At 63.4% G+C, this 24850-nt stretch carries 23 protein-coding genes; 13 read left to right on the plus strand and 10 right to left on the minus strand.

What is annotated here, in order from left to right; genetic code table 11:
- Nucleotides 1–70 precede the first annotated feature (70 nt).
- The 4 genes from AHA_RS12865 to AHA_RS12880 all read left to right on the plus strand — a co-directional run bounded on the left by AHA_RS12865 (nucleotide 71) and on the right by AHA_RS12880 (nucleotide 4908).
- Nucleotides 71–1495 (plus strand): FAD-dependent oxidoreductase, encoded by a 1425-nt coding sequence (locus AHA_RS12865; protein WP_164927666.1) that lies wholly within the window; start codon nucleotides 71–73, stop codon nucleotides 1493–1495.
- 147 nt (nucleotides 1496–1642) lie between these two features.
- Nucleotides 1643–2203, plus strand: a complete 561-nt coding sequence (locus AHA_RS12870; RefSeq protein ID WP_011706369.1) for a hypothetical protein — start codon at nucleotides 1643–1645, stop codon at nucleotides 2201–2203.
- Nucleotides 2204–2382: 179 nt separating this feature from the next.
- Nucleotides 2383–3666, plus strand: coding sequence for a hypothetical protein (locus AHA_RS12875; RefSeq protein ID WP_011706370.1), 1284 nt, complete (start codon nucleotides 2383–2385; stop codon nucleotides 3664–3666).
- Between the two features lie 51 nt (nucleotides 3667–3717).
- Nucleotides 3718–4908 (plus strand): Bcr/CflA family multidrug efflux MFS transporter, encoded by a 1191-nt coding sequence (locus AHA_RS12880; protein WP_011706371.1) that lies wholly within the window; start codon nucleotides 3718–3720, stop codon nucleotides 4906–4908.
- Between the two features lie 97 nt (nucleotides 4909–5005).
- Here AHA_RS12880 and AHA_RS12885 read toward each other — a convergent pair whose 3' ends face one another.
- Entirely contained in the window at nucleotides 5006–5473 is a 468-nt protein-coding gene (locus tag AHA_RS12885; RefSeq protein ID WP_011706372.1) for a DUF4357 domain-containing protein, read from the minus strand.
- Nucleotides 5474–5625: 152 nt separating this feature from the next.
- Here AHA_RS12885 and AHA_RS12890 point away from each other — a divergent pair, with 152 nt between their 5' ends.
- The 3 genes from AHA_RS12890 to AHA_RS12900 all read left to right on the plus strand — a co-directional run bounded on the left by AHA_RS12890 (nucleotide 5626) and on the right by AHA_RS12900 (nucleotide 9932).
- On the plus strand, nucleotides 5626–6306 hold the full coding sequence (locus tag AHA_RS12890; protein WP_164927667.1) for an ABC transporter ATP-binding protein: 681 nt from the start codon (nucleotides 5626–5628) through the stop codon (nucleotides 6304–6306).
- A gap of 45 nt (nucleotides 6307–6351) precedes the next feature.
- Nucleotides 6352–8751 (plus strand): ABC transporter permease, encoded by a 2400-nt coding sequence (locus AHA_RS12895; protein ID WP_011706374.1) that lies wholly within the window; start codon nucleotides 6352–6354, stop codon nucleotides 8749–8751.
- 134 nt (nucleotides 8752–8885) lie between these two features.
- On the plus strand, nucleotides 8886–9932 hold the full coding sequence (locus AHA_RS12900) for a lipocalin-like domain-containing protein (RefSeq protein ID WP_370511041.1): 1047 nt from the start codon (nucleotides 8886–8888) through the stop codon (nucleotides 9930–9932).
- 101 nt (nucleotides 9933–10033) lie between these two features.
- Here AHA_RS12900 and AHA_RS12905 read toward each other — a convergent pair whose 3' ends face one another.
- Nucleotides 10034–10978 (minus strand): hypothetical protein, encoded by a 945-nt coding sequence (locus AHA_RS12905; RefSeq protein WP_011706376.1) that lies wholly within the window; start codon nucleotides 10976–10978, stop codon nucleotides 10034–10036.
- A 666-nt stretch (nucleotides 10979–11644) separates the two neighbouring features.
- Between AHA_RS12905 and AHA_RS12910 the strand changes: the two genes are divergently transcribed.
- Nucleotides 11645–12028, plus strand: coding sequence for a hypothetical protein (locus AHA_RS12910; RefSeq protein ID WP_139348872.1), 384 nt, complete (start codon nucleotides 11645–11647; stop codon nucleotides 12026–12028).
- Between the two features lie 192 nt (nucleotides 12029–12220).
- On the opposite strand, the gene AHA_RS12915 is transcribed toward AHA_RS12910, so the two are convergent.
- The 5 genes from AHA_RS12915 to AHA_RS12935 are packed head-to-tail and all read right to left on the minus strand — an operon-like array spanning nucleotide 12221 to nucleotide 19590.
- Nucleotides 12221–15013 carry an FAD-binding and (Fe-S)-binding domain-containing protein gene (locus AHA_RS12915; protein WP_011706377.1) on the minus strand — a complete coding sequence of 931 codons (2793 nt, stop codon included), beginning with the start codon at nucleotides 15011–15013 and terminating at the stop codon, nucleotides 12221–12223.
- The gene (locus AHA_RS12920) at nucleotides 15013–15657 is read right to left on the minus strand and encodes a LutC/YkgG family protein (RefSeq protein ID WP_011706378.1); all 645 of its coding nucleotides are present in this window, start codon (nucleotides 15655–15657) and stop codon (nucleotides 15013–15015) included. Before AHA_RS12920 ends, AHA_RS12915 begins: the two co-directional genes overlap by 1 nt.
- 1 nt (nucleotide 15658) lies before the next feature.
- Nucleotides 15659–17095, minus strand: coding sequence for a LutB/LldF family L-lactate oxidation iron-sulfur protein (locus AHA_RS12925; RefSeq protein WP_011706379.1), 1437 nt, complete (start codon nucleotides 17093–17095; stop codon nucleotides 15659–15661).
- Nucleotides 17088–17879, minus strand: a complete 792-nt coding sequence (locus AHA_RS12930) for a (Fe-S)-binding protein (protein WP_011706380.1) — start codon at nucleotides 17877–17879, stop codon at nucleotides 17088–17090. Before AHA_RS12930 ends, AHA_RS12925 begins: the two co-directional genes overlap by 8 nt.
- Nucleotides 17880–17892: 13 nt before the next feature.
- Nucleotides 17893–19590, minus strand: coding sequence for an L-lactate permease (locus tag AHA_RS12935; protein ID WP_011706381.1), 1698 nt, complete (start codon nucleotides 19588–19590; stop codon nucleotides 17893–17895).
- A 60-nt stretch (nucleotides 19591–19650) separates the two neighbouring features.
- Here AHA_RS12935 and AHA_RS12940 point away from each other — a divergent pair, with 60 nt between their 5' ends.
- Nucleotides 19651–20628, plus strand: a complete 978-nt coding sequence (locus AHA_RS12940; protein ID WP_011706382.1) for a LysR family transcriptional regulator — start codon at nucleotides 19651–19653, stop codon at nucleotides 20626–20628.
- A 66-nt stretch (nucleotides 20629–20694) separates the two neighbouring features.
- Nucleotides 20695–21009 carry a ribbon-helix-helix domain-containing protein gene (locus tag AHA_RS12945; protein ID WP_011706383.1) on the plus strand — a complete coding sequence of 105 codons (315 nt, stop codon included), beginning with the start codon at nucleotides 20695–20697 and terminating at the stop codon, nucleotides 21007–21009.
- A gap of 76 nt (nucleotides 21010–21085) precedes the next feature.
- Here the strand turns inward: AHA_RS12945 and AHA_RS12950 are convergent, their stop codons facing one another.
- Nucleotides 21086–21481, minus strand: coding sequence for a VOC family protein (locus AHA_RS12950; protein WP_011706384.1), 396 nt, complete (start codon nucleotides 21479–21481; stop codon nucleotides 21086–21088).
- A gap of 153 nt (nucleotides 21482–21634) precedes the next feature.
- Nucleotides 21635–22417, minus strand: coding sequence for an alpha/beta fold hydrolase (locus tag AHA_RS12955; RefSeq protein WP_005302068.1), 783 nt, complete (start codon nucleotides 22415–22417; stop codon nucleotides 21635–21637).
- A gap of 106 nt (nucleotides 22418–22523) precedes the next feature.
- Between AHA_RS12955 and AHA_RS12960 the strand changes: the two genes are divergently transcribed.
- The 3 genes from AHA_RS12960 to AHA_RS12970 are packed head-to-tail and all read left to right on the plus strand — an operon-like array spanning nucleotide 22524 to nucleotide 23755.
- On the plus strand, nucleotides 22524–22880 hold the full coding sequence (locus AHA_RS12960) for an MmcQ/YjbR family DNA-binding protein (protein WP_011706385.1): 357 nt from the start codon (nucleotides 22524–22526) through the stop codon (nucleotides 22878–22880).
- A complete protein-coding gene (locus tag AHA_RS12965) occupies nucleotides 22877–23365 on the plus strand; it encodes a GNAT family N-acetyltransferase (protein WP_011706386.1) in 489 nt (162 codons plus the stop codon). Before AHA_RS12960 ends, AHA_RS12965 begins: the two co-directional genes overlap by 4 nt.
- A 54-nt stretch (nucleotides 23366–23419) precedes the next feature.
- Complete coding sequence (locus tag AHA_RS12970) at nucleotides 23420–23755, plus strand: DUF3802 family protein (RefSeq protein ID WP_024944925.1); 336 nt, start codon at nucleotides 23420–23422, stop codon at nucleotides 23753–23755.
- Between the two features lie 340 nt (nucleotides 23756–24095).
- Here the strand turns inward: AHA_RS12970 and msrA are convergent, their stop codons facing one another.
- Nucleotides 24096–24728 carry a peptide-methionine (S)-S-oxide reductase MsrA gene (msrA, locus tag AHA_RS12975; RefSeq protein ID WP_011706388.1) on the minus strand — a complete coding sequence of 211 codons (633 nt, stop codon included), beginning with the start codon at nucleotides 24726–24728 and terminating at the stop codon, nucleotides 24096–24098.
- Between the last annotated feature and the right edge of the window lie 122 nt (nucleotides 24729–24850).

Genomic DNA, 24850 nt, shown 5'->3' on the forward strand with positions numbered 1-24850 from the left:
GACAAGGCGGCTCAGCGGGGCCGCCTTTTCAACGTCTTCTCTTTTGGTCAGCTTTTCGGATAACAGAGTCATGAGCGACAACAACACACAACACATTGCGGTACTGGGCGCCGGCCCTGCCGGTCTGATGGCCGCCTGGCGCCTGCGCCAGGCCGGTTTTGCAGTCACCCTGTTCGAGCAGGAGAGCGTGGTGGGCGGCATGTGCGCCACCCAGACCTTCAAGGGGCGCGATGGGGAGTATCGCTTCGACTACGGCGGCCACCGCTTCATCACCAAGAACCCCGAGCTGCTCGCCTTTATCGACGAACTGATGGGGGACGATCTGCTCCACGCCGAGCGCAAGAGCGTGATCCGCTTTGGTGGGCGCACCTATGACTACCCCTTGAACCTGCCCAACCTGCTCAAGACGGCGCCGCTCGCCCTGATGGCCGGGGCGGTGAAGGATCTGCTGCTGTTGCCCTTTGCCAAGAAACCCACCGATTTTGCCAAGGCAAGCTTTGCCGAGTGGATCCAGAGCCACTTCGGTCGCACCCTCTATCGCCAGTTCTTCGAGGGCTACACGGCTAAGCTGTGGGGCATCAACCCGGACAAGCTCTCCGCCGACTGGGCCGGTCAGCGCATCAGCCTGATCGATCTCAAAGACGTGGCGCGCCGCCTGCTGCCAAGACGCAACGGCAGCATGTCGGTGCGCACCTATGCCCGCAAGTACCGCTACCCCAAGTACGGCTTCGGCCAGATCTTCACCACCCTGGGGGAGCGGCTGGTTGCCGAAGGGGTCCTGCTGAAAACCGGCGCCACCATCACCCGACTCGACCAGACCGATGGCCGCATCGAACGGGTGTATTGGTCACAAGATAATGTGGAGCAGAGCGCCGCTTTCGATCAGGTCATCTCCACCCTGCCGCTACCGCTCACCTGCCAGCACCTGGGCTTGCCGTGCGATCTGCACTACCGGTCGCTTCGCTTCGTCAATATGCCGCTCAAACAGGAGAACCTGTCTGACAACACCTGGCAGTACCTCTCCGACCCCCATATTCTGGCCACCCGCCTGCAGGAGCCGCGCCGCCGCAGCCCCTTTATGGCGCCAATGGGGCAAACATCCGTGATGCTGGAGATCCCCTGCAACCCGGGGGATGCCACCTGGCAGGCGCCGCTCTCTGATCTGCGCGGCCGGGTTACCGCTGATCTCGCCAGCCTCGGCGTCGACACCCAGAAACTTGGCGATGAAACTTTTGAAGCACGTAGCGAGTACGCCTATCCGCTGATGGATCTCGGCTATCAGGCCCGCCGCAACGAAGCCATCAAGGCGCTGATGCCCATCACCAACCTCATCATGACCGGCCGTCAGGGGACATTCCGCTACATCTTCACCGACACCGCCATGGAGATGGGGATGATGGCGGCCGACATGGTGATAGACGGGGTGGACAGACGTCACGCCATCTTCAATCATCGCAATGAAAATACCGTGATCGAGACCCAGAGCGTGGCCTGATGGCCCCTGAATGTGGTGAACGAGGGAGGTGGACAGACGCCGTAACACCTTCAACCATCGCAACAAAAACAGCGTGATCGAGACCCAGAGCGTGGCCTGAGTGCCGCGCCATGGGCATAACCTCTTGGCATAAGTAAGGAGAACAGGATGACCATCCGCCCGGGTTTACTTACCCTCACCCTGCTGCTGGCCCTGAGCGGGCAGGCGCAGGCTTACTCCTACGCCGCCGCCGGCAAGGAGCCGCTGATCGATGCCCGCGAGACACTGCTGGGCGCCGCCACTGACGGCAAGGATGCCAGCGCCACCTTGAGCGAGATTGCCGAGGAGCTGACCTATCTGGAACAGCACCACAAGGTCGAACTGCAAGCACCGCTGGCTGCCGCCATCAAGGCCAAGGATGCGGCCGCCACTGCCGCCCTGCTAAACCGGGCCTACAAGGCGGAGATCGAGCGCCGTCTCGAGGGGGCCAGCCAGAACCTTGGCGACTATCAGACCGCCAAGGTGCTGGTGGTCAAGAGCAAGCGCTTCCTCGACTTGATCCTCCCCTCCCTGAGCGAAGGGGATCGCAAGGCCGCCGAACAGGCACTGGCCAAGGTGCTGGATGCCATCGGCAACCCTGGGGTGTTCGGGGTGGGCGCCAAACCCGCCGATGCCGCCGCCTTCGCCGAGGCTGAAAAAGCGCTGATGGCCGTGCTGGCGCCGCTTTGATGGCAATCTGCCAATCATTGCGCCAATTCGCTGTGACAAACGGTGGGTTTCGCTGCGCGCTACCCACCCTACGCACGGCCAGCTGATAAATGTACCGGGACGTCGGTTTGCCCCCTTCTCCCCCGGCGGGAGAAGGGGGGCGTCACCACAACCGATTACGCTTCACGAATCGACCCTACTTGCTTGCCCTGCTGCAACTGGCCTGGCTCGGCTGGCTGCTGACCTTCCCGGTGGCGCTCGATTCCGACGATGCCCTCAACTTTGCCCACGGGGTAGTGCGCTTCAGCGTGCTGGAGTTCTCCCCCCACTTTCCGGGCTACCCCGCCTTTATCTGGCTGGCGCGGCTGATCAATCTGCTGGTGGACGAGCCGGCCCGCGCGGTGCAGTGGGCCAGCCTCTTGGGTAGCTGTTTGCTGGCGCCACTCGCCGCCTCCCTCGCGGTCAGATTGTGGCAGCGGCCAAGCCTGTTGGCGCCGGTCTGGCTGCTGGTATTGTCCCTGCCGCTCACCCCGACCCTGGCGCTCTCCGGCCTCTCGGACGGGCCGGCGCTGGCCGCCTGGCTGGGCGCGCTCCTAGCCTTGCAACAGCGCAAGATAGCGCTGGCGGGTCTGCTGCTGGGCCTTATGCTGGCGCTGCGCCCCTCCTACTTCGTGCTGGCCCTGCTGCCCCTTTGGCTGGGAATGACGCAGCAGGGGTCGCGCGTCAGATTTGTGCTCCCCATCGCACTGGTGGGGCTTATCAGCCTGCTCTTTGTCTGGCAGGCCGATGGCTGGGCCTATTTCAGCGAGGGGCGCCGCTTTACCGACGGTCACTTTACCCTGTGGGGCAACACGGCGGCGGCCCACGGCGATCGACTGCTGAGCTGGGCCCGTACCTTCAACGAGCAGCTGACCCCGCTCTGGCCCCTATTGATGGGAACCTTGCTGATGCTGCCACTCTGGCAACGGTCAAAGGATCACAATGCAGCCCCCTCCGTGCTCTGGACGCTCTACTGGCTCGTCCTGCTGCTGTGGACTCTGGTTGGCCAGAACCCGGACAATCCCCGCCATCTGGCCCCCATCACCCTGCTCGGCCTGGTGCTGCTGGCAGGCTGGCTGCCGCGCCGGAGCGAGCTGCCAGCCATGCTGGGAGCCCTGTTGCTGCTGCTCTGCACCCTCACCCCACCGGCGGCGCCAGCCATGACCCGGGCCGCCAGGCTGGCCGAGCAGGCGTGCCCGGCGCTGGTAACCCAGTGGGGGGTGAGGCTGCTGCGCGAAACCACGGCCCTGCCCGTCACCGACGGCTGGTATCAGGGGGATGCCCGCCTCGCATTGGCGCAAGGGGCCTGCCGGCTCAGCCGGCGTCCCCTCGGCCCGGAAGATCTGCCCGCCGGCGGCCAACGGGTCTGGTTTGCCCCCCGCTTTCACGCCGAGCCCGGCCTTTGGCTCGGCATACAGGATCACCCCCGTCACCAAAACTGGTAGACTGGATGTTTGTCACTCCCTGACTTCGCACTCATCAAGACTGGATAGCCTATGCCCCACGCCCCCCTCTCCCCCCGTTTTCTGTTCATCCTGCTCGGCGCGCTGGCGGGCCTGACCCCGCTCGCGGTCGACATGTACCTGCCCGCCATTCCGGCCATCGCCCGGGATCTGGCCACCAGCATCGACGGCGCCCAGCTCACCATCAGCGCCTTTCTGGGCGGCTTTGCCATCGGCCAGCTGTTCTACGGCCCGCTCGCCGACAGCTATGGCCGCAAGCCGGTTATCCTGGCGGGGCTCTCCATGTTTGCCGTCGCCTCGGTGGGCTGCGCCATGGCGGACTCCCTGCCGGAGCTCCTGGCCTGGCGCATGCTGCAGGCCGCCGGCGGCGCCGCGGGGTCCGTGGTGGTCAATGCCCTGCTGCGCGACCTGTTCGAGAAGGATGCGTTTTCGCGGGCCATGTCATTCGTCATCCTGGTGATGACGCTGGCCCCCCTGGTGGCGCCCGTGGTTGGCGGTTACATCAGCGCCCACAGCGACTGGCGGGTGATCTTCTGGTTGCTGGTGGGGATCAGCCTCTTCATCTGTCTGGTGCTGCAGTGGAAGATCCCGGAGACCCTCAAACCCGAGCACAAGCAGCCGCTCAGACTCGGCCAGGTGCTGCGCAACTACTGGGGGGTGCTCTCCCACCGCGGCGCCATGGGCTATGTACTGTGCGGCGCCCTGTCGAGCTCCGGCATGTTCGCCTTCCTGAGCGCCTCCCCTTACGTCTACATCGAGTATTTCCACGTGCCGACCGAGCACTACGGCTGGCTGTTTGGCCTCAATATCCTGCTGATGATGGTGGTCACCTTCGTCAACAGCCGGCTGGTGAAGGGGGTGGGTGCCGAGCGCATGCTGCAATACGGCCTGACCATGCTGCCGCTCGCGGGCGCCCTGCTCATCTACAACGCCTGGAGCCAGACCGGGGGCCTCTGGGGCATCGTCATCCCCGTGGTGCTGTTCGTCGGTCACATCAGCCTGGTGGGGGCCAATGCCATGACGGGGCTGATGGGTCACTTCCCCCAATCCGCAGGCACCGCCTCGGCGCTGGCCGGCACATTGCGCTTCGGGGTCGGTGCCCTGGTGGGGATCCTGGTCAACCTCGATCCGCCCGAATCCCCCCTGCCCATGGCCATCGCCATCGCCAGCTGTGGCTTTGGCTCGGCGCTCTGCTATTGGCTGCTGACCGGCAAGAAAAAATGAGCTATTAAAAAACGCGGCCCCTCTCGCTCAACGGAGGGGCCGCGTTCTTTTAGCCGCAGCACATAGATTCGTGAGGGGAAACCCTCGCCGCCCGCCGTTATTTCTTGCCAAATCCCGACTGCTTGAGGGTATAGCCGGCGCTGTTTTGCCAGGCGTCCAGACCGCTTCGGTTGTTGCCCGCCACCAGACTGGCGGCGAGGCTAGGACTGTTGAACAGTTGATCGGCCACGAACACGAAGCCCCCTTCGGCCCGCGCGCTCAGCACCCCTTTATCCAGCAGCTCGAGGCGCAGTTCGATCACCGCCTCGCGCAAGGAGGCCGCATCCTCGCCGTTGGCGGTGGATCCCGCCTGCACCATGAAGCCGGGATTTTGCCGCTTACCCACCGGGTAGCCATGGGCCTCGGCCCCCTTGCCGTTGAAGTGGTAGAGCTCGCGCTCCCCGGGCTTGTTGTCGGAGAGCGCCTTTTGCAGGGTCATCAGCTCGTTGTAGATGTCGATGGGGACCACGGCAGCCTGCTTGGTGCCCTTGCTGTCGACGATAAAACTGACTTGCTTGTGTAACATCCTTGCTCATCCTGTGACCCATGGAGGCCCCTATTCTAACCACCTCTGGCGAACGGGATCCAGCGAGGATCCTCATCCCTTTTGCAGCCGGGATCACTAACTGGCATAGTGGCAGACATTGTGAAAGCCATTGGCCATCAACCGGTTATCCCATGCTGAGCCTGAAAAACCTGAGCAAGTCCTTCGACACTGACGCAGACTCTCCCCCCCTGTTTGCGGGGCTGGATCTGCGTCTTCACGCCGGTGAAGCCTGCCTGCTGCTGGGGCAGAGCGGCTCGGGCAAGTCAACCCTGCTCAACCTTATCGCCGGGCTCATCGCCCCCGATGAGGGGGAGGTCTGGCTCGATGAGACCCGCCTCGACAACCAGCCGAGCGGCGAGCGGGCCCGCCTGCGTGGTCGCCACCTTGGCATCGTCTATCAGGACTTCAACCTGCTGCCGACCCTGACGGTGGAGGAGAACTGTTGCCTGCCGCTCGATATCAACGGCCTGCCCCGTGAGCCTGCACGGCTGACGGCTCTGCTCACACGCCTTGGGATCGAAGAGAAACGCCACGCCTGGCCGGAGCAGCTCTCCGGCGGCCAGCGCCAGCGGGTCGCCCTGGCCCGGGCCCTCATCCATCAACCCCAGTGGCTGCTCGCCGACGAACCCACCGGGAGCCTGGATGAGCACAACGCCGCACAGGTGATGGCGCTGATGATGGGGGCGGTGAAAGAGACGGGGGCCGGGCTCCTGCTGGTGAGCCACAACCCCGCCTATGGCGCCCTGGCCGATCGGGTGCTGCGCCTGGAAGGCGGGCGGCTGGTGGAACTCAAGGGCGCTGCCCATGGCTGATCTGGTGGTGAATCAAACCTCTGATCCCGCGCAAGGGGCCGAGCCGTGCTGCCCCTGAAGGCGCTGCTGCGCCTCTACCGCGCCCACCCCTGGCTGCTGCTGATGAGCCTCACCGGCCTGATGCTGGGGGTCTCGCTGGTGGTCGCCATCGAGCTGCTCAACCAGAGCGCCAAGACCAACTTCGTCGCCGCCCGCAGCCAGCTCGCCGGGGAGGCAAACTACCGGCTGGCGCCGAGCGGCGGCCTGGACGAGCAACTCTACGTCAAACTGGTGCGAAGCGAGCGCGCCCTCGCGGCCCTGCCCCAGCTGCACGCCTGGCTCAAAGACCCCCAGGGGCGCAGCTTCCAGCTGCTCGGCATCGATCTCTTGAACCCGGGCCCCTTGAGCCCTCTGCTCGGCTCGGACAAACAAGGCGGCGATAAGGAGTCATTTTCCCTGGCGCGGGCCGACGGCGTCTGGCTCGCCACCCCCGAAGCCGTGCGGCTGGGTTGGACCGTCGGCGAGACCCGCCACTTTTTGCAGGGTGAGCGGTCACTCCAACTGACGCTCGCGGGCACCTTCGAGCCCGGCGCCGTGCCCATGGAGCGGCTGCTGCTCACCGATCTCGGTATCGCCCAGCCCCTGCTCGGCAAGAGCGGGCGGCTGGATCGCATCCTGTTCAAGCTAAGCGAGGCAGAAGCCAAGGCGCTGCAAGCCAGACTGCCCAAGCCGCTCTGGCTCGAGCCCATCAGTCCGGCGCTCGATGCCAGCCAGCTCGGCGATGCGCTGGCGCTGAACCTCACGGCGCTCTCCCTGCTCGCCATGGCGGTGGGATTGTTTTTGGTGTTCAACGCCCAGCGCTTCGTGCAGAGCGTGCGCCGCCCCCAGCTGGCCCAGCTCATCATCCTCGGCATGCCGCCGCGCCGGCTGCTGCACTGGCTGACCCTGGAGATCCTGATCCTCGCCAGCCTCGGCACCCTGCTGGGCCTGGTGCTCGGAGTCTTGCTCGCCAAGGCGCTGATGGGTCAGCTGACCCAGGCGCTGGCAGACCTATACGGTCCCAATCCCATCGATCTCTTGCGCCTCTCCCCCACGGGTCTCATCAAGGCCGCGGCCTTGGGTCTGCTCGGGACGCTCGCCGCCAACCTGCCCGGCTGGTGGGCACTGCTGCGCCAATCGCCGCTGCAACTGCGTGAAGGCCAGGTGCGTGTAAGCGCCCATCCCTGGCGCCGGCGCCTGCTGGCGCTCGCCATCCTGCTGGTCTGCGCGCTTTGCCTGTGGCTGCCCCAGACAGGGCTCCCCGGCGCCCTGTTGATTGCCGGCGGCTGGCTGCTGGCCATGGCCCTATGGCTGCCGGATGCCCTGCGCTGGGTACTGGGTCTATTGCGGCGCCGGCGCGGCGGCCTCACCTTGAGGCTGGCCGTGGCCGAGACCCAATATCATCTGGATCGCACCGCCATCGCCGTGATGGCGCTGCAACTCGCCATCGCCGCCGCCATCGGCATCGGGGTCATGGTGTCGAGCTTTCGCACCAGCGTGGAGATCTGGCTGGGCCAGCGCCTCGCCGCGGATCTCTATGTGAGCGCCCCCAGGGGCGCGGCAGGCAGCCGGGGCACGCTCGACCAGTCAACTCTGGACGCCATATTCGCCAGCCCCGAACTCAAAGCAGCCTCGCGCCGCTCGGTGCAACCCGCCCGCTGGCAGGGGCAGCCCATCGAATGGGCCCAGATGGATGCCATCCCAGAACTCAGAGCCGCCTATCCCCTGCTGAGCGGCCGCTGGCCAACAGGGCCGGGCGAGGTGCTGGCGAGCGAGCCGCTGACGGTGCGCCTAGGGGTCAAGGTCGGCCAGACGCTTGTGATCACGAGTGAGTCGGGCCCGCGATCGGTGCAAGTCACCGGCGTCTATCAGGATTACGGCAGCGACAAGGGGCAGGTCTTGCACGGCTTTGAAACCGGGCCCGTACAATCCCTGGCGCTGTTTAGCCCTCAGCCGGAGCGGCTCGCCGATGAGCTGCGGGCGCGCTTTGGGGAGAAGGTGACTCTCTTGCCCGCCCCCGCCATCCACGCCGCGGCGCTCAAGGTGTTCGATCAGACCTTTGTGGTGACCGAGCTGCTGAAATTGCTGATCCTGGGGATCGCCTTTGTCGGCATCGGCTCCGCCTTTATGGTGCTGGGGCTCGCCCGAAAAGCCGAGCTGCAGACCCTGCAGAGTCTTGGCTTAAGCCCCCACCGCTGTCGCCAGCTGCTGGTGTGGCAAGGCGCCGGATTGGGGCTGCTCACCGCCCTGCTCGCCCTGCCGGTGGGTTATGGTCTCGCCTGGGTGCTCATCGAGGTGGTCAACCCCCGCGCCTTCGGCTGGCGGCTGGCATTCGAAGCCGCCCCGACTCACGCCATCACGGCGCTATTGCTGGCGCCCATCTGTGGGGCTCTGGCTTCCTGGTTTGCCGCAAGGAGAGTGGTATGACCCAAGGAGTGAAACCAGAGCCAGCATGCTGGCTCTCTCATCTCATCAGTGGCCTCCTGGTTTGCCGCCAGGAGGGTGGTATGAAGCATTCACTACGGGCCAAGCTGCTGGCCGCCCTGTATGCCCTGCTTGGCATGAGCGCTCAGGCCCAGGATCTCGGGGCCGTGCTCGGCAGCGGCGGCGATCACTTCAGGAAGGCGCTGCCGGGACAGACAATAAACTTGCCCGCAGATCACGCAGCCCATCCGGACTACAGATCCGAGTGGTGGTATCTCACCGGCAACCTCAAAGACGAGCAGGGGCGTGAGTACGGCCTTCAGTGGACCCTGTTTCGCCAAGGGGTAGATTGGCAAGTGGTTGATAAGAAAGGCTCAGTTCGAGAGCAACCACTCGTCAATTCCTGGCTCACCCCCCAGCTCTGGCTGGCGCAATTTGCCATCACGGATCTCGCCACCGGCCAGCATCTGCAGGACGAGCGCACCAGCCGCCAGGGACCGGGCTTGGCGGGCGCCAGCCAAGGCGAGTATTGGCTAAGGGAGTGGGCACTTAAATCCCAAGGAACGGCGCTCTTTCCCGCACGCCTCAACGTCGATAGCGCCATAGGTCAGTTGGATCTTCGAGTGAGCAATCGCAAACCCGCGGTGCTGCAAGGCAAGGCGGGTTACAGCGAGAAGAGCCCAGGCAACGCCTCGTTTTACTACTCCTTCCCCCGTTTGATGCTCACCGGCACTTTGACCCTGGATGGCGAGACCCGCACCGTCAGCGGCCAGGGCTGGTTCGATCACGAGTGGAGCAGCTCGGTGCTGGCCGATTGGCAAGCGGGCTGGGACTGGTTCTCCCTGCAATTTGTTGACGGCCGCGAGCTGATGCTGTTTCGCCTTCGCACCAAGTCAGGTCGCCCCGAACCGGAGAACCGCTACGGCATCTTGATTGAACGCGACGGCAGCAGCCAAGTGCTCTCCCCCGATAGCATCGTTCTCACCCCCGGCAAGACCTGGCGCGGACCCAAGGGGCAAGCCTACCCCATCGAATGGCAGCTTAAGGCCGCCGATTTGAACCTGACCATCCGTGCCCGCCAGCCCAATCAGGCCATGACGGGGCGCTTTGACTACTGGGAAGGGGCCGTCTCTGTCTCGGGAGATGCCAAGGGGGTCGGTTATCTGGAGATGACGGGGTATTGAGCCTTGCCCCCTGTTTGCCCTCTGGTGACAGCCCCCCGCCATCAAAAACCCCGGCCAGGCCGGGGTAACAACACTGTGCTGGGCGGGATATCAAGACGGGATCAGGGCTGCTTGTCGCCCACCATCATCAGACCATGCTGTTCGGGGAAGCCCACCACCAGGGTCGTCTTGCGGGTATTCGGCATCTCGAACGCGGCGACGTAGGCCGTTGCCCCCTCTTTGGCCTTGGCCAGGCCCAGCATCCACTTGTTCTCAAGCGGGCTGAGTTCGCTTGATGCCTTGAAGCTGCACTTGCCAAACCCGCTCAGGTTAAGCTTGCTGAGCCCCTTGCCAGACTCTGCACTGCCCTTGCCGGTCAGGGTACAGCCCGCCTTGGGAAATTCGATCTCCAGGGTCAGGGAGCCGCCATTGTTGGTGCTGCGGATCAGCCCCACCATGGCATCAGCAAGGCCGGCGTCCTCTGCCACCCGCCAGCTGTCGTTGGTGATTGTCCGGGTGGCGAGCTTGCCCACGGCCAGGTGGCCGCTCCAGTCGCGATAGAGGGCGGTGCTCTGATCCGGATCCCGGAACTGGGTGCCGGTACGGCTGAAGTCAAAGGTCCAGCGCCTGACCTCCTTACCAGCCAGATCGGTTACCGCTTTGTCTTGAAAACTGATGAGGTTGTGGTCGTTGCTCTGGGCATCGAGCCGCTTGCCCCGCACCGAGGTGCGCTCCAGCAGCACCGGATAGATGCCATCCTTGTTCTCTTTCTGGGCCGCCTGCCCCATCCATTGCGAAGAGGTAATCGACTTGCCGTCGTTCTCGACCCAGACGCCCCAGCGCTGCTCGCCATCCCCCTTGGGATAGACCAGCGCCAATCCCTCCACTCCCTTGATCATCTTCAGCGGCCCCTGATCGCCATCGCGGCTGAGCAGGTTTGCCTCATAGACGCCGGCATCGGGCAACGGCAGCGGTGCGCGCTTGGCGATGCTGTTGGCCGCCTTCTCGCTGTCACAGGCGGACAGGGCGGCGGTGCAGGCGATGGCCAGCATGGCCTTGTGGTGCATTCTCATGACTCTTGTTCCTTGCAATTGCTTTGTTATGTGAGGTGCATTCAATCGCCGCTGAATTTACTGGAGGAAGGGTTCGCCGGTCGACGCAAGATCTGTAACCAGCTGTTACAAGGCATTGATGAGCAAGAGATAACACATGACTTGGTTGGCCGGACGATGCAGCACAGTGATATTACAAAAACACAAGTAACAAGGCTCTCAAGAGGGATATATGCAACGGGGCATTGCAAGGCGTGACCAGGCACTGCTGCTCAACAAAACACCAAAACTCACTCTAACAGGGCTTTATGTATCTCTTCGTCTCACAGAATACTGTGATAAGGAATGTCAGCGTGATGGCTGAAAATTAGCTGGACCTAAATATACCCATGCTACGATAAATGACCGGCATCCCATTATTAAACAAAACATTTAAATGGCGAACCACACAGATTTTTTACTCTTCTTCCAACAGCATAACTTATTATTCCCCTTCATTCCGAAGCTAATGTCTGCTCACAACACCATCAACTAAAAACACTACCCTCTGCAAAGAAAATTCAATGGATGCCACAGATCACTAAAGATTTAAATAAATTAGATCAATATTGCCCCCCACATGGGTACTTCACCCACAATTAATCCATCTGTAGCATGACTTATTCACTTTGGAGGAAAAACATGAAAAAGCTTTTGCTAATGGTATTGTTTTCAATTCCAGCGTTCGCTAACGCAAATACAAAGCTGCCATTCTCATTTATTACTGAATGTAAAAAGGTTTTTAATGTAGGTGAGGTTAAAAGAGCAGACAATAGATATTCTTGGAAAGAGGATGACTGTCAATTCCTTCCTCAAGGACAATGTGTTGGCTCTATTAGTGTGCATAGTATATGTGGTGGAGCAGAGGATGGTGTGACTGTTATGAACCCAAAACAGGCACAAGATATGCCAAATGGTGGTGTCCTATTCTACACCACATATAATAGAGAACCATGTGACTGGGGAACAGGGAAGAGTGCTCATATCGCAGTGGTATATCAATGTTTTACTCCTACCACGAAGTAAACTCTGTTTTCATGAATGGCTTTTCATCCAAAATTGAGAGTCCGATTTTACATGGAATGTCATATGAAATGAAAAGGATGCCTGCATATATTTAAGTAACATTGACCAATACAAAGGCAACATGAATTACTAAAAAACACTCACTCTTCTTGAGATAGCCCCCTGACAGAATATATTCTGCCGGGGGGTTATTTATTTCGCTGCCTGATCCACCAGATAGAGGATGCTGTGATAGGGAATGCCGGCGTGCTGGCTGAGCCCCATCTCGCAGGTGCGGCTATTGCTGAATCCCTGGCGGCAACCGGCGGGCACCTGGGCAGGCAGGCTGGCGAGGGCGGCGGCGTTGAGCTCAGGGATCATCAGCCCCTTGTCGCCGGCAAAACCGCAGCACTGGATATGCTCTGGCACGATCACCTCCCGGGCACAGGCTCGGGCCACCGCCAGCATCGTCTCCTCCAACCCCATGCGCCGGCTGCTGCAAGTGATATGGAGCATGACGGTCTCATCGATGGGGGTCAGCTCAAGGTGGGGCAGCAGGTGTTCCAACACAAAGGCGGAGGGCTCGAACGCCCGAAGACCCTTGCCGAGCGCCCCCGAGAGCAGCCGCTGCACACAGGGGCTGGTGTCGAGCAGCACGGGCCAGCGCCCCTGCTCGCTTGCCTGCCACAGCGCCTCGGCCAGATCAGTACGCTTGGCGGCTGCCACCTCGACCATCCCCTTGCTGTCATAGGGCATGCCGCAGCAGAGCCCCTCAATGCCTTGCGGCACTATCACCCGGCAGCCCGCCTTCTTGAGGAGGGATTGCACCACGTCCGGCAGTGACGGGGCATCCTCCTGCTGGCCGAATACCCGGCTGGCGCACGATGGCAGATAGACCACAGCGCGCTCGCTGGATCCGCCATGGCTTCCCTCCCCTTGCGACCACCGGTAGCGGCTCGGCCCCGGCAGGGTGGGCAGCCAGGCGGGTGTGCGCTGGCCGCTCAGATGGCGAACCCCGTTCACCAATCCGGCCAGCGCCTTGTCTCCCAACAGCTTGCCGGCAATCCCTTTGAGGCCGAGGGCCCCGCGAGCGGTGCGGGTAACGCCGGTGAAGTGATCGGCGCTCCAGCGGGCAATGGGTACGAAGCGCCGGTACTTGTCAGTGCGCAGCTTCTTGATGAGCGCTCCGGTGTTGATGCCGACCGGGCAGCGATCGGCGCACAGCCCGGTCGCGGCGCAGGTGTCGATGCCCTGATAGTCAAACAGCCGGGCCAGCTGGTTGGAGGGCTCATCGGCACGATTGCGGCGGGCCAGTTCGCGATAGAGCACGATGCGCTGGCGCGGCGACAGCGACAGGGTGCGCGAGGGGCAGACCGCCTCGCAAAAGCCGCACTCGATGCACGGATCGACGATGGCATCGCTCGCCGGCATGGGCTTGAGGTGGGCCAGGTGGGCCTTGGGGTCGTCGTTGATGATGACGCCGGGATTGAGCAGGTTATCGGGGTCCAGCAGCGCCTTGATGCGGCGCATCAGCGCCATCCCCTCCGGCCCCCATTCCAGCTCCACATAGGGGGCCATGTTGCGGCCGGTGCCGTGCTCGGCCTTCAGCGACCCGCCAAAGCGCACGGCGACCAGCTCGGCCACCGCATCCATAAAGGCACCGTAGCGGGCCACCTGGGCCGGATCATCGAACCCCTGGGTAAAGACGAAGTGCAGGTTCCCCTCCAGTGCGTGGCCAAAGATGATGGCTTCACCGTATTCGAAGCGATCGAACAGGGCTTGCAGCCCTGCCACCCCTTCGGCCAGACGCTCGATGGGAAAGGCGACATCCTCGATGATGACGGTGGTGCCGGTGGTGCGCACCGCCCCCACCGCCGGGAAGAGCCCCTTGCGAATGGCCCACAGGCCGGCGCTGTCGCCAGTAAAGGGCACAGAGGCGACCTGGGCGAACTCGGCCGCCATGGCCGTCACCTGCTCGCAGCGATCGACCAGCTCCTCTTTCGATTCCCCATGCACCTCGACAAGCAGGGCGCAGGCCGCCAGATCCAGCGTCTTGATAAAGCCCGGCAAGCCGGGCTTGCCCGCGACCGAGCGAAGGGAGCGCCCATCCATCAGCTCCACCGCCGCCACCGGCGCGTTTTTCAGGCGCGAGGTGGCCAGACACGCCTGCTCGGCGTCCCGAAACACCAGCAGGGCCGAGGCCTTGTGGGGGTATTCGGGCACGGTATCGAGCACCACCTCGGCGATAAAGCCGAGGGTCCCCTCCGAGCCGATCATCAGGTGGGTGAGGATATCGATGGGGTCCTCATGGTCGAGCAGGGCATTGATGGCGTAGCCGGTGGTGTTCTTGAGCCGGTATTTGTGGCGAATTTTCGCGGCAAGCTCGGCGTTCGCCAGCACCTCGGCACGCAGGGCGGCGAGCCCCGTGAGCAGCTCCGGGCGCCTGGCCGCAAAGGCGGCGCGGCTGTGGGGATCGCCACTGTCCAGCACGGTGCCATCGGCCAGCAGCAGGGTCATGGCATGCAGGGTGTGATAGCTGTTGTGGGCGGTGCCGCAGCACATGCCGCTCGCGTTGTTGGCGGCGATGCCGCCCAGCTTGCAGGCGTTGATGGAAGCGGGATCCGGCCCAATCTTGCGCCCCAGAGGCGCCAGATAGCGGTTGGCATCGGCGCCGATCACCCCGGGTTGCAGGGCAATGCGCGCCCCCTCGTCCAGAATGCGATGGCCGCGCCAGCTGTCGGTCAGGGTGATGAGCACCGAATCACTCAGGGCCTGGCCCGAGAGGCTGGTGCCGGCGGCGCGAAAGGTGCACGGCAGGTGCAATTCGCGGCACACCGCCAGCACGAAGCGCACCTCATCCAAAGAGTCGAGGCGCACGATGCGCTCGGGCACCAGCCGGTAGAAGCTGGCGTCCGTGCCGTGGGCCAGCCGAAGATCCGGGTCGCTCACCAGCCGCTCCGGCGGAATGCGCTCAAGCACGGCGGCGTCAAACTGGTTCCAGCCCATCAGCAATCCTCCACCAGCACTACCAGCAGGCGACTCGGGCCGTGGGCGCCGTAGGCCAGGGTCTGCTGGATGTCGGCAGTCTTGGAGGGGCCGGAGACCAGCAGCAGGTTGGTGGGCATGGCCTGCTGCCAGCGCCCGGCCGCCACCAGCCCCGCCAGGTTGTCGGCAATGGTGGAGGCCGCCAACAGGGCGATATGGCAGGGGGGCACCAGGGATAGGGTGCGCGGCTCGCCGCTATCCGGCAGCAACACCAGGGTACCGGTATCGGCGATGGCCCCCGCGCAATGGGTGATGCCCGCCTGACAAACGTCGAACAGCTCATCCTTCCAGCCGGCAAACTCCCCCGCCGGAGTCAGCACAGAGCGCCCGGCGCTGGCGGCCGCGACTTCGGCTTGCCAGCGGCCCCCCTGGCCACAGGCCAGATGCGTTATTGCTTCCCCATCAAGCCAGGCGCTCAGATCCCGGGCCAGGGTTTCCTCCTTGACGGTGAGGATCTCGGCGTGGCTGGCGCTGATCATGCCAAGAAAGCGCTCGCGCCGCGCCTGATCATCCTCTCCACGCCAGGGCTGCCAGCCATGGGGGGCGTGGGCCATGGGGGTGGCGGCACCGCGCAGGCGGCTTAATATGGCCTCTTTGCTCGACATCTCAAGACTCCTTTTTTTTCTGGCGCAGCAGGGCGTGCAGGCTCTGGGGGGCGGGTTTGGGGGCCTCGCGGCACTGGGTCCAGGGACCCAGGTGTTTGGGCATCAGCCCCCGCAGGCGACCGGCGACACCGGTCGCGGCGTGATAGAGGCTCGGGTGGGTGGCGGCAAAGGCAAAGCCCTGCATGGCAAGCGTCTCGAGCCGGCTCCTGGCCGCCCCCTGCCCCGCCAGCGGTTCGTGGCCGGGCTGTGCGTCGTGCTTGGCCTCCCGCCGCAGGCGCTGCAACAGGTCGGGAATGGGGATACGCACCGGGCACACCTCGCCGCAGGCACCGCACAGGCTGGATGCGGTCACCAGATCGCTCGTGCTTTCCAGCCCCAGCAGATGGGGGGAGATGATCTTGCCGATGGGACCCGGGTAGATGGTGCCATAGGCGTGGCCGCCGATGCGGGTGTAGACCGGGCAGTGATTCATGCAGGCGCCGCAGCGAATGCACTGCAGGGTCTTGCGCAGCTCCTCATCCCGATAGGCCTGGCTGCGGCCGTTGTCGAGCAGCACCAGGTGCACCTCGTCCGGGCCATCCAGCTCCCCTGCCCGGCGCGGGCCGCTGATGACGTTGAAGTAGGTGGTGATGGCCTGGCCGGTGGCCGAGCGGGTCAGGGCGCTGTAAAGGGGCGGCACGTCGCTTAAAAATTCCACCACCTTCTCGATGCCGGTGATGGCCACGTGCACTTTCGGCACAGTGGTGCACATGCGCCCGTTGCCCTCGTTCTCGACGAGACACAGGCTGCCGGTCTCGGCCACCGCGAAGTTGACGCCGGAGAGCCCCATACCGGCGCGGCGAAACTCTTCGCGCAGGGCCCGCCGCCCGGTCTGGATCAGTTCGTCCACATCGGTGGTGGGGGTGAAATCCGCCAGATTGCCGGCGAAGGTGTCGCTCACCTCCTGCTTGTTCTTGTGGATGGCGGGCATGATGATGTGGGACGGGGTATCGCCGTCGAGCTGGACGATAAACTCCCCCATGTCGCTCTCAAGGCAGCGGATGCCGTGGCGCGCCATCTCGTGGTTGAAACCCACCTCCTCGCTCACCATGGACTTGCCCTTGACGATGCTGCTCACCCCATGTTGCTGGGCGATGCGAAGGATGATGGCGTTGGCCTCGGCCGGCGTCTGGGCCCAGTGCACCTTGATGCCGTTGCGCTCGCAGTTGGTTTCGAGCTGCACCAAAAGATCGGGCAGGCGCGAGAGGCAACGCTGGCGGATCTGCTCCGCCGCATCGCGCACCGCCGCTTCTTCGGCGGGGTCAGAGAAGGCATCCCGCCGCTTGGCGCGCAGGTAATCCATGGCGCCGCGAAAGTTCTGGCGCAGCACGGGGTCGGCCAGGGCCGCCTCGGCCTGGGGATGAAAGCGGCGCGGCGAATACTTGGCATGCTCACTCATGATGGGCCTCCTGTTTTGGCTCTTGTAAGCACTGAGCCACCGGCTCGCTGTGGGCGAGCAGGAAGCTGGCCAGGTGCATGGCGGGCAGTGTCTTGCCCTGATAGGCCAGGGAGCCCTTGATGTTCAAGAGGCACCCCCAGTCGGCGCTCACCAGGGTGTCGGCGCCAGTGGCCAGCAGGTGGCGGGTCTTGTCCTCCACCATGGCCTGGCTGATGTGGGGATGGCGCACCGAGAAGGTGCCGCCAAAGCCGCAGCACTCGCTCTCGTAGGCCTGCTCATGCAAGGTGACCCCATCGAGCTGGCCCAGCAGGGCACGGGCCCGGCTGTGTACCTGCATCTCGCGCCGGGCCGAGCAGGAGGTGTGCATGACGATGTTCGCCCTCCCCACCCCGTGCCAGCGCACCCGGCAGACCTGGGCCAGAAACTCGGTGAGCTCGAACACCCGCTCGCAAAACGCCGCCACCTCGGAGCTCTCTGGAAAGAGGCGCGCATAGTGGTGGTGCATCATGCCGCCACAGGAGCCCGACAGCACCACCACCGGCCAGGGCTCGGGGAAGAGCGCCATCTGGCTTTGCGCCACCTGGCGCGCCTCCTCTTCATGGCCCGAGGTGTAGGCCGGCTGCCCGCAGCAGGTCTGTTTCTCGACAAAGTGCACCCTTATCCCTTCCCGCTCGAGCAGGGCGATGGCATCGAGCCCCGCCACCGGGTCGAACAGGTCCACCAGACAGGTGGCGTAGAGATAGACATCGGCCGGCTTGGCCGGATAGACCCGCATTACCTTCATCACTTGCTCTCCTTTACTTCAACTGCAGCAGGACGTCCGAGATGTGGAAGCTGTACATGAGCGCCAGCCCGATAAGGCCGGTGACCAGCAGGTAGTAGAGGGTCGGCAGCGCAGTCTTGCGCAGCGTCGCCCCCTCACGGCCGAGCAGCCCCACGGTGGCCGACGCCGCCACCACGTTGTGAATGGCAATCATGTTGCCGGCCGCCGCGCCCACGGCCTGCAGCGCCAGCATGGCAGCGGTGGAGACCCCCAGGGTCTGTGCCACTTCAAACTGGAACTGGCTGAACATCATGTTCGACACCGTGTTGGAGCCGGCGATAAAGGCCCCCAGCGCACCGATGGTGGCGCTCAGGGCCGGGAAGAACTCCCCCACCAGCCCGGCGGCAAAGTTCGCGGTGGTCACCGGCATGCTGGCGAGATCCGCCCCGTTGACGCCGGAGTTGATGAAGATGCGCACCATGGGCACGGTGAAGATCAGCACGAAGCCGGCGCCGATCAGGGTGCGGCTGGACTCCCCCAGCGCGCGCCCGAAGGGGGCGAGAGAGCGCGATTGCAACAAGGTGGCGAGCAGGGCGCAGAGCACCAGCAAGCCCCCCGGCAGGTAGAGCGGCTCAATGGAGGCGCTGACCCCCTTCTCCCCCAGCAGATCCGTGAAGGCGAGGCTCACCGACAACAGGCTGGCCTTGAACTCCGGGCTCACCCGGCTCGCCACCAGCAAGAGGGCCAGCGCCACATAGGGGAGCCAGGCCAGCAGCAGCGACATGGGACGGGCGGCGGCTTCTTTGAGATCGAGCTTGAGGGAGCCCAGCCACTCAGCGGGCCACTCCTGCTCGGGGGCGAAATCCCAGCTGGATTTCGGCACCAGAAAACCGGCTCGCGCCGCCGTCACCACCAGGGCCAGCCCCACCAGGCCGCCAATGAGGGACGGGAACTCGGGGCCAAGCAGCATGCCGGTCAGGGCATAGGGCACGGTGAAGGCGAGCCCGGCGAAAATCGCGAACGGCAGGATGGCGAGCCCCTCGGTCCAGCTGCGGTGACGGCCGAAGAAGCGGGTCAGCATCATCACCATCAGCACCGGCATCAGGGTGCCGACCACGGCGTGAATGAGGGCCACATTGGTGGTCACCTGCTGCAGGTAGACCTCCCAGCTGCTGCCGCCGGCGCTCAGGGTCTGGCCGATGGTCTGGCTGTCGAGCCCCTTGTTGATCCCCACCAGAATGGGGGTGCCCACCGCACCGAACGACACCGGGGTGGACTGGATCATCATGCCGAGCAGCACCGCGGCCAGCGCCGGAAAGCCGATGGCCACCAGCAGCGGCGCCGCGATGGCGGCCGGGGTGCCAAAGCCAGAAGCCCCTTCGATAAAGGCGCCGAAGCACCAGGCGATGATGATGGCCTGGATGCGCCGGTCCGGCGAGATGTTGGTAAAGCCGCCGCGAATGGCGCTGATGGCGCCGGTGTGTTTGAGGGTGTTGAGCATCAGGATGGCGCCGAACACGATCCAGAGCACGGTCACCGTGATCACCAGCCCCTGCAGGGTGGAGGCAAAGACCCGGGTCGGGCTCATCTGCCAGCCCCACAGGGCAATGAACACGGTCAACAAAAAGGCGACGGGCATGGCGCGCTTGGCGGGCCAGTTGAGGCCGACCAGCAGCACGGCGGCCACCAGGATCGGCGAGAAGGCCACCAGGGCCAGCAGGGTGTCTGTCATCATTGCGTCCTTGTCCGAGCGGTGCAGAGGCGCACCTTGTTGTTGTTTTGTTAAGCGGACGTGACCTTACCCTGTTCCTTTTTCGCGATATATGGAAATAATGAACAACATTCGTTCCAAAAGTTGATCAATATGGCCAGTACCGACGACCTCATCCTCTTCGCCCAGGTGGTGGAGGCCGGCTCCTTCAGCAAGGTAGCTGAACAAAATTCCCTGACAAATTCGGTAGTTAGTAAACGGATCGGGCGCCTGGAGGAAGAACTCGGGGTGCAGCTGCTCTATCGCACCACCCGCCGGCTCACTCTGAGCGAGGCGGGCAAGGCGCTCTATCAGGGTGCCAAAAATGTGAAGGCCGCCGCACTGGACGCCTTCGACGCGGTGGCGGGATTCGGTGAAAAGGTGAGCGGTCATGTGCGGATGTCGGTGCCCACCATCTCCGGCGAGCTGCTGCTGGCCGACGCGGTGGCCGATTTTTGCCAGCAGCACCCGGGGCTCACGGTGGAGATGTCGCTGGACAACCGCTTCGTCAATCTGGTGGAAGAGGGGTTCGATCTGGTCATTCGCACCGGCTATCTGGATGACTCGAGCCTGATTGCCCGCCACATTCTCGACTCCCAGTGGGTGATCTGCGCCGCCCCCGCCTACGTGCGCCGCTTCGGGGCGCCGCGCGAGCCGTCAGACTTGCTCACCCACAACTGCCTGCGCTACGCCTACCAGAGCACGGGGGCCTCGGAGTGGGCCTTCAAGGGGGAAGAGGGTAACTACCTGCTGTCGGTATCGGGCAGCTTTTGCACCGACAACGCCGGCGCTCTGCGCAAGGCGGCGCTGGGGGGGCGCGGCATCGTCTATGTGCCGCGCTGCCTGGTCTATCACGACCTGATGAACGGCGAGCTGGTGGATCTCTTCCCCGATCAGGTGGGCAAGAAGCTCGGCATCTACGCCGTCTACCCCTTTACCCGCCAGCCGCCGCGCAAGATCCGGCTGCTGATCGAGCACATCCGACAGCGCTACCTCGACATCGCCCACTACTTTGGCTGACGGAGGATGGCGAGCATCCTGTGCCAACAGGGGGCTTTTTTGACCCGGGCGGCAGAGTTGCCTACCATGGCCCTCCCCTTTACCGCTCAGGACCAGCCCATGTGCACCGTCTTCTCCGGCCAGGATCCCAGTCACTACGCCTGCACCACCCGCTCGGTGCGGATCTGCGGTCACAGCACCAGCATCCGGCTGGAAAACAAGTTCTGGACCATCCTGGAGCAGCTCTGTCAGGCCCAGGGGCGCTCCATGGGGCTGTTTCTCTCCGAGCTCTATCAGGAGGCGCTCGGCAACGGCATGGAGATGAGCAACTTTGCCTCCCTGCTGCGCTGCTCCTGCCTGGTCCATCTGGAAACAAGACAGGAGCCGGACGTCGCCGCCTGAGGGGCGCCGCTTCCTTCCTCATGAAAAAAGGGCCGCAGCACCGGGCTGCGGCCCCTTCCTATTCCACGCTTCAAGCTCAGGCGAAGCGGCCGGCCCGCTCGATGAACTCGATCTGGTAACCGTCGGGGTCGGTCAAAAAGAACAGCCGGGCCAGCAGGGTGCCCTCATGGTACATCGCCTTGACCGGTGCAGGGGCCAGATCCAGTGCCGTCAGACGCTGATGCGCCGCCTCGATGTCTTCCACCGTCACCGCCAGATGGCCGTAGCCGTTGCCGTGGCGATAGGGCTCGGCCTGGCCCTGGTTGTGCGTCAATTCGAGCTCGAAGCCACTCTGGTCATTGGCAAGGTAGGTGAGGGAAAAACCGTCGAAGGGAAAGTGATCCCGAACCGCCAGCTCGAGGGCCTCGCGGTAGAAACGCACGGATCTATCCAGGTCGCGAACCCGGATCATGGTGTGGATGAGTTTGGTCATAGGGACTCCTTGGTGATGGGAGTCACAGGGTAACCAAGGGCTCAGCCGGCCGGGTAGTAGTGGACTAGCACCCGGCGATTGGCGGCCAACACCTGACATGACCTCGCAGGCTCAAGCCACCAGGGCCGCATCAAATCGGCAGCTGGCGCCAATTCAGCCGGGCTGGGCGGTGAGAAAGGCCAGTGACTGGCGGTTGAAGTGCTCGGGCCGCTCCACGTTGCAGACGTGGCCGCAACCGTCGATGATTTCGAGCCGGCTGTAGGGATCGCGCGCCACCTGCTCGCGCACCGGCGCCAGGAACATGTGATCCTCCTCCCCCATCACGTAGAGGGTCGGAATGGGCAGGGCCCGCTCCTTGAAGTAGCGCATCAGGGGATTCACCTCGGTGGCGAGGCGAAACCAGCGCTTGAACTCTTTTTGGCACAATTTGCGCGCCTCGCGCACGAACAGGTTGCGCGACTCCTGATGGTGCTGGCGGGGCATGATGATGAAGGCAAACAGCCGGTAGAGCCACATGTAAGGCAGAATGTGCTGGCCGAGGCGGCCGAGCTGCACCAACACCCGCGAGCGGATGTCGAGCCGCAAAATGGCGCCGCCCAGCACCATGCTCTTGACCCGCTCGGGACAGAGCTCCGCCAGATGGCGAATGAGGATGGTGCCAAGGGAGATGCCGACGAAGTGGGCACGGCGAATGTTGAGGTGATCGAGCAGTTGCAGGATATCCTCGGTCACCGCCCGAAAGCTGTAGTGGCCCTTGATCACCTGCTGCAGCTTGTGGGACTGGCCATGACCGCGCAAGTCCAGCAGCAGCACGTTGAAGTGTTCGCGATAGGCGCGCAGCTGCTTGAACCAGATGGAGGAGCTGCCGCCCGCCCCGTGCACGAAGACTACCCAATCCCGCTCGGGACCCAGCTCGAAGGTCTTGTGATACAGCATCTTGCGACTCCCTCATCAACGGCATTGGGGTATAGTAGGCGCGCATCTTAGCAGATTTTTTCACCCGACTAATACGTTTGCACCGCAAGCGGCGAGGAGCATGACCATGGAGTTGACCCGTTTGAGATCCTTTCTGCTGACCCTGCCGGGCGCTCAGGAGGATACCCCCTTCGGCCCAGAGATCCTGGTCTATCGCATCGCCGGCAAGATGTTTGCCCTGCTGGACTGGCAGGCCGAACCGCTGCGGCTGAACCTCAAGTGCGAACCCGAGCTGGCCCTGCTGCTGCGCGAACTCCACCCCGAGGTCAAACCGGGCTGGCACATGAACAAGCAGCACTGGAACACGGTCACCTTCAGCGACGGCCTGGCCGACGATCTCTGGCAGGGCTGGGTGCATCACTCCTACGAGCGGGTGGTGGCCGGTCTGCCCAAGGCCAAGCGCCCGCAGGCGCCGCAGCAATGAGCCCCGCCATGGCGGCAGAGCCCAGGCTCGTTCAGCTGAACGAGCAACACATCCCCGCCCTTTGCGCCCTGTTCGAGCAGTCGGTGCGAAGGATTGGCCCGCAGCACTACAGCCCGGAGCAGGTGGAGCAGTGGGCCCTCGGCGCCCATCATCCCGGCTTTGCCGGCCAGCTGCGCGAGCACCACGGCTGGGTGCTGGAGCAAGGTGACGAGCCACTCGGTTTCGTCACCCTGAGCCAGGATGGCCACCTCAGCCTGCTCTATGTGAGCGCCGATCACCCGCGCCGGGGCTATGGCGGCCTGCTGCTGGCTGCGGCCCTCGCCGAGGCAAAACAGCTCGGACTCGCACAGCTGACAACGGAAGCCAGCGCCTTCAGCTATGGGCTATTTTTACGGTATGGCTTTGAGCTGACCGGATTGGAGAGCGTGGAGCGCGGCGGGGTCGGTTTTATCCGTTATCGCCTGCACTGCCGCTTGCCAAGCTAGGTCCAGCCACTAAAATACGCACAGTTTTTCGTATTGTTGAGGATTGAGGCCGCCATGGTTGTAGAAAGCGAAGGCTATATCGCCCTGATTGAGTATCTGGTGGAGAGTCTGGGACTGTTTGAAACCCAGCAACAGAGCAGTGGTGAACAGACCATCGAAGATCTGGTGAGCGGCCGGGTGGCCAGCAACCTGATGGCCATCTGCGAGCAGAACCCGCAGCTCGATCCCAAGTTGCGCTTCGTGATCATGCAGGAAGCCGATGCGGTGGTGGCCGATCTGGAAGAGGTGCTTTCCGCCGTCTGGCTGCGCGCCCCGACCCCGGAGCAGAAAGCCTTCCTCGAAGAGTTCATCGATCTCATCAAGAACCTGTTTGACGGCGCCATCAGCTGATCACAATGGCGAACGCCCAGTTCGCCACTCCCCCGCAAATTTGTCCGCACCGCAAACATGAAAAGGGCCGCCTTCAACGGGCAGCCCTGCTTGCTATCATTTCAACTCATCAAGCTTTTCAATGACTTTTATGAATTTTCGAGGCAAGAAATGTGTCTGGTCTTAGCCGCCATCCATGGTGGCTACTAGGTTAGGCAAAGCGGGTTCAATTTAGTTCCCGCTCATGACACATTTTTTTATGATTTTTTTCACTCTCCTGACAAAGCCCGATAAAAAGGCCGCAAACGCGGCCTTTTTCTTTTTCAATTAATGACAAGTCACAGATACCCGTCATCTTCACCTAGCGGTTGAGGCTCGGTGGCAAGCAGACGCCGATGCCACCCAGGCCGCAATACCCGTCCGGATTCTTCTCCAGATATTGCTGATGGTAATCCTCGGCGTAATAGAAGGGCGCCAGCGGCAGAATGCGGGTGGTGATGGTACGCCCGTCACCGCTGGCCGTCATCGCCTGCTGGTAGGCGGCCAGACTCTGCTGGGCAATCGCCTCCTGGGTGTCGTCCCCGAAGAAGATGACGGAGCGGTACTGGGTGCCGATGTCGCCGCCCTGGCGCATGCCCTGGGCCGGATCGTGCTGCTCCCAGAACAGCTTGAGCAAGTCGCCGTAGCTGATCACCTTGGGATCAAACACCACCTGCACCGTCTCGGCATGGCCGGTCAATCCGCTGCACACCTCCTTGTAGGTGGGATTCTGGGTCACCCCGCCCTGATAGCCGGCGGCGGTGGAGTAGACCCCAGTCTGTTGCCAGAACAGGCGTTCCACCCCCCAGAAGCAGCCCATGCCGAACCAGGCCACCGCCATCCCTTCAGGCCAGGGTCCCTGAGTCGGGTGACCATTGACCGCATGCTGCTGGCCAATCACCATCGCCTCGCGGCGTCCCGGCAGCGCGTCTGCCGGCGAAATAATCTGTTCCATGCACCCTGTCCTTGTATAAAAACCTGTGCGATCGCACAGCTGACGAAAAGGAATATCGAAGATAACAGTTTATGGGCCGGGATCAACCTGAGGCGTACCCTCACACCGCTGACACCCCTGCC

Source organism: Aeromonas hydrophila subsp. hydrophila ATCC 7966 (assembly GCF_000014805.1).
Lineage (GTDB): Bacteria > Pseudomonadota > Gammaproteobacteria > Enterobacterales > Aeromonadaceae > Aeromonas > Aeromonas hydrophila.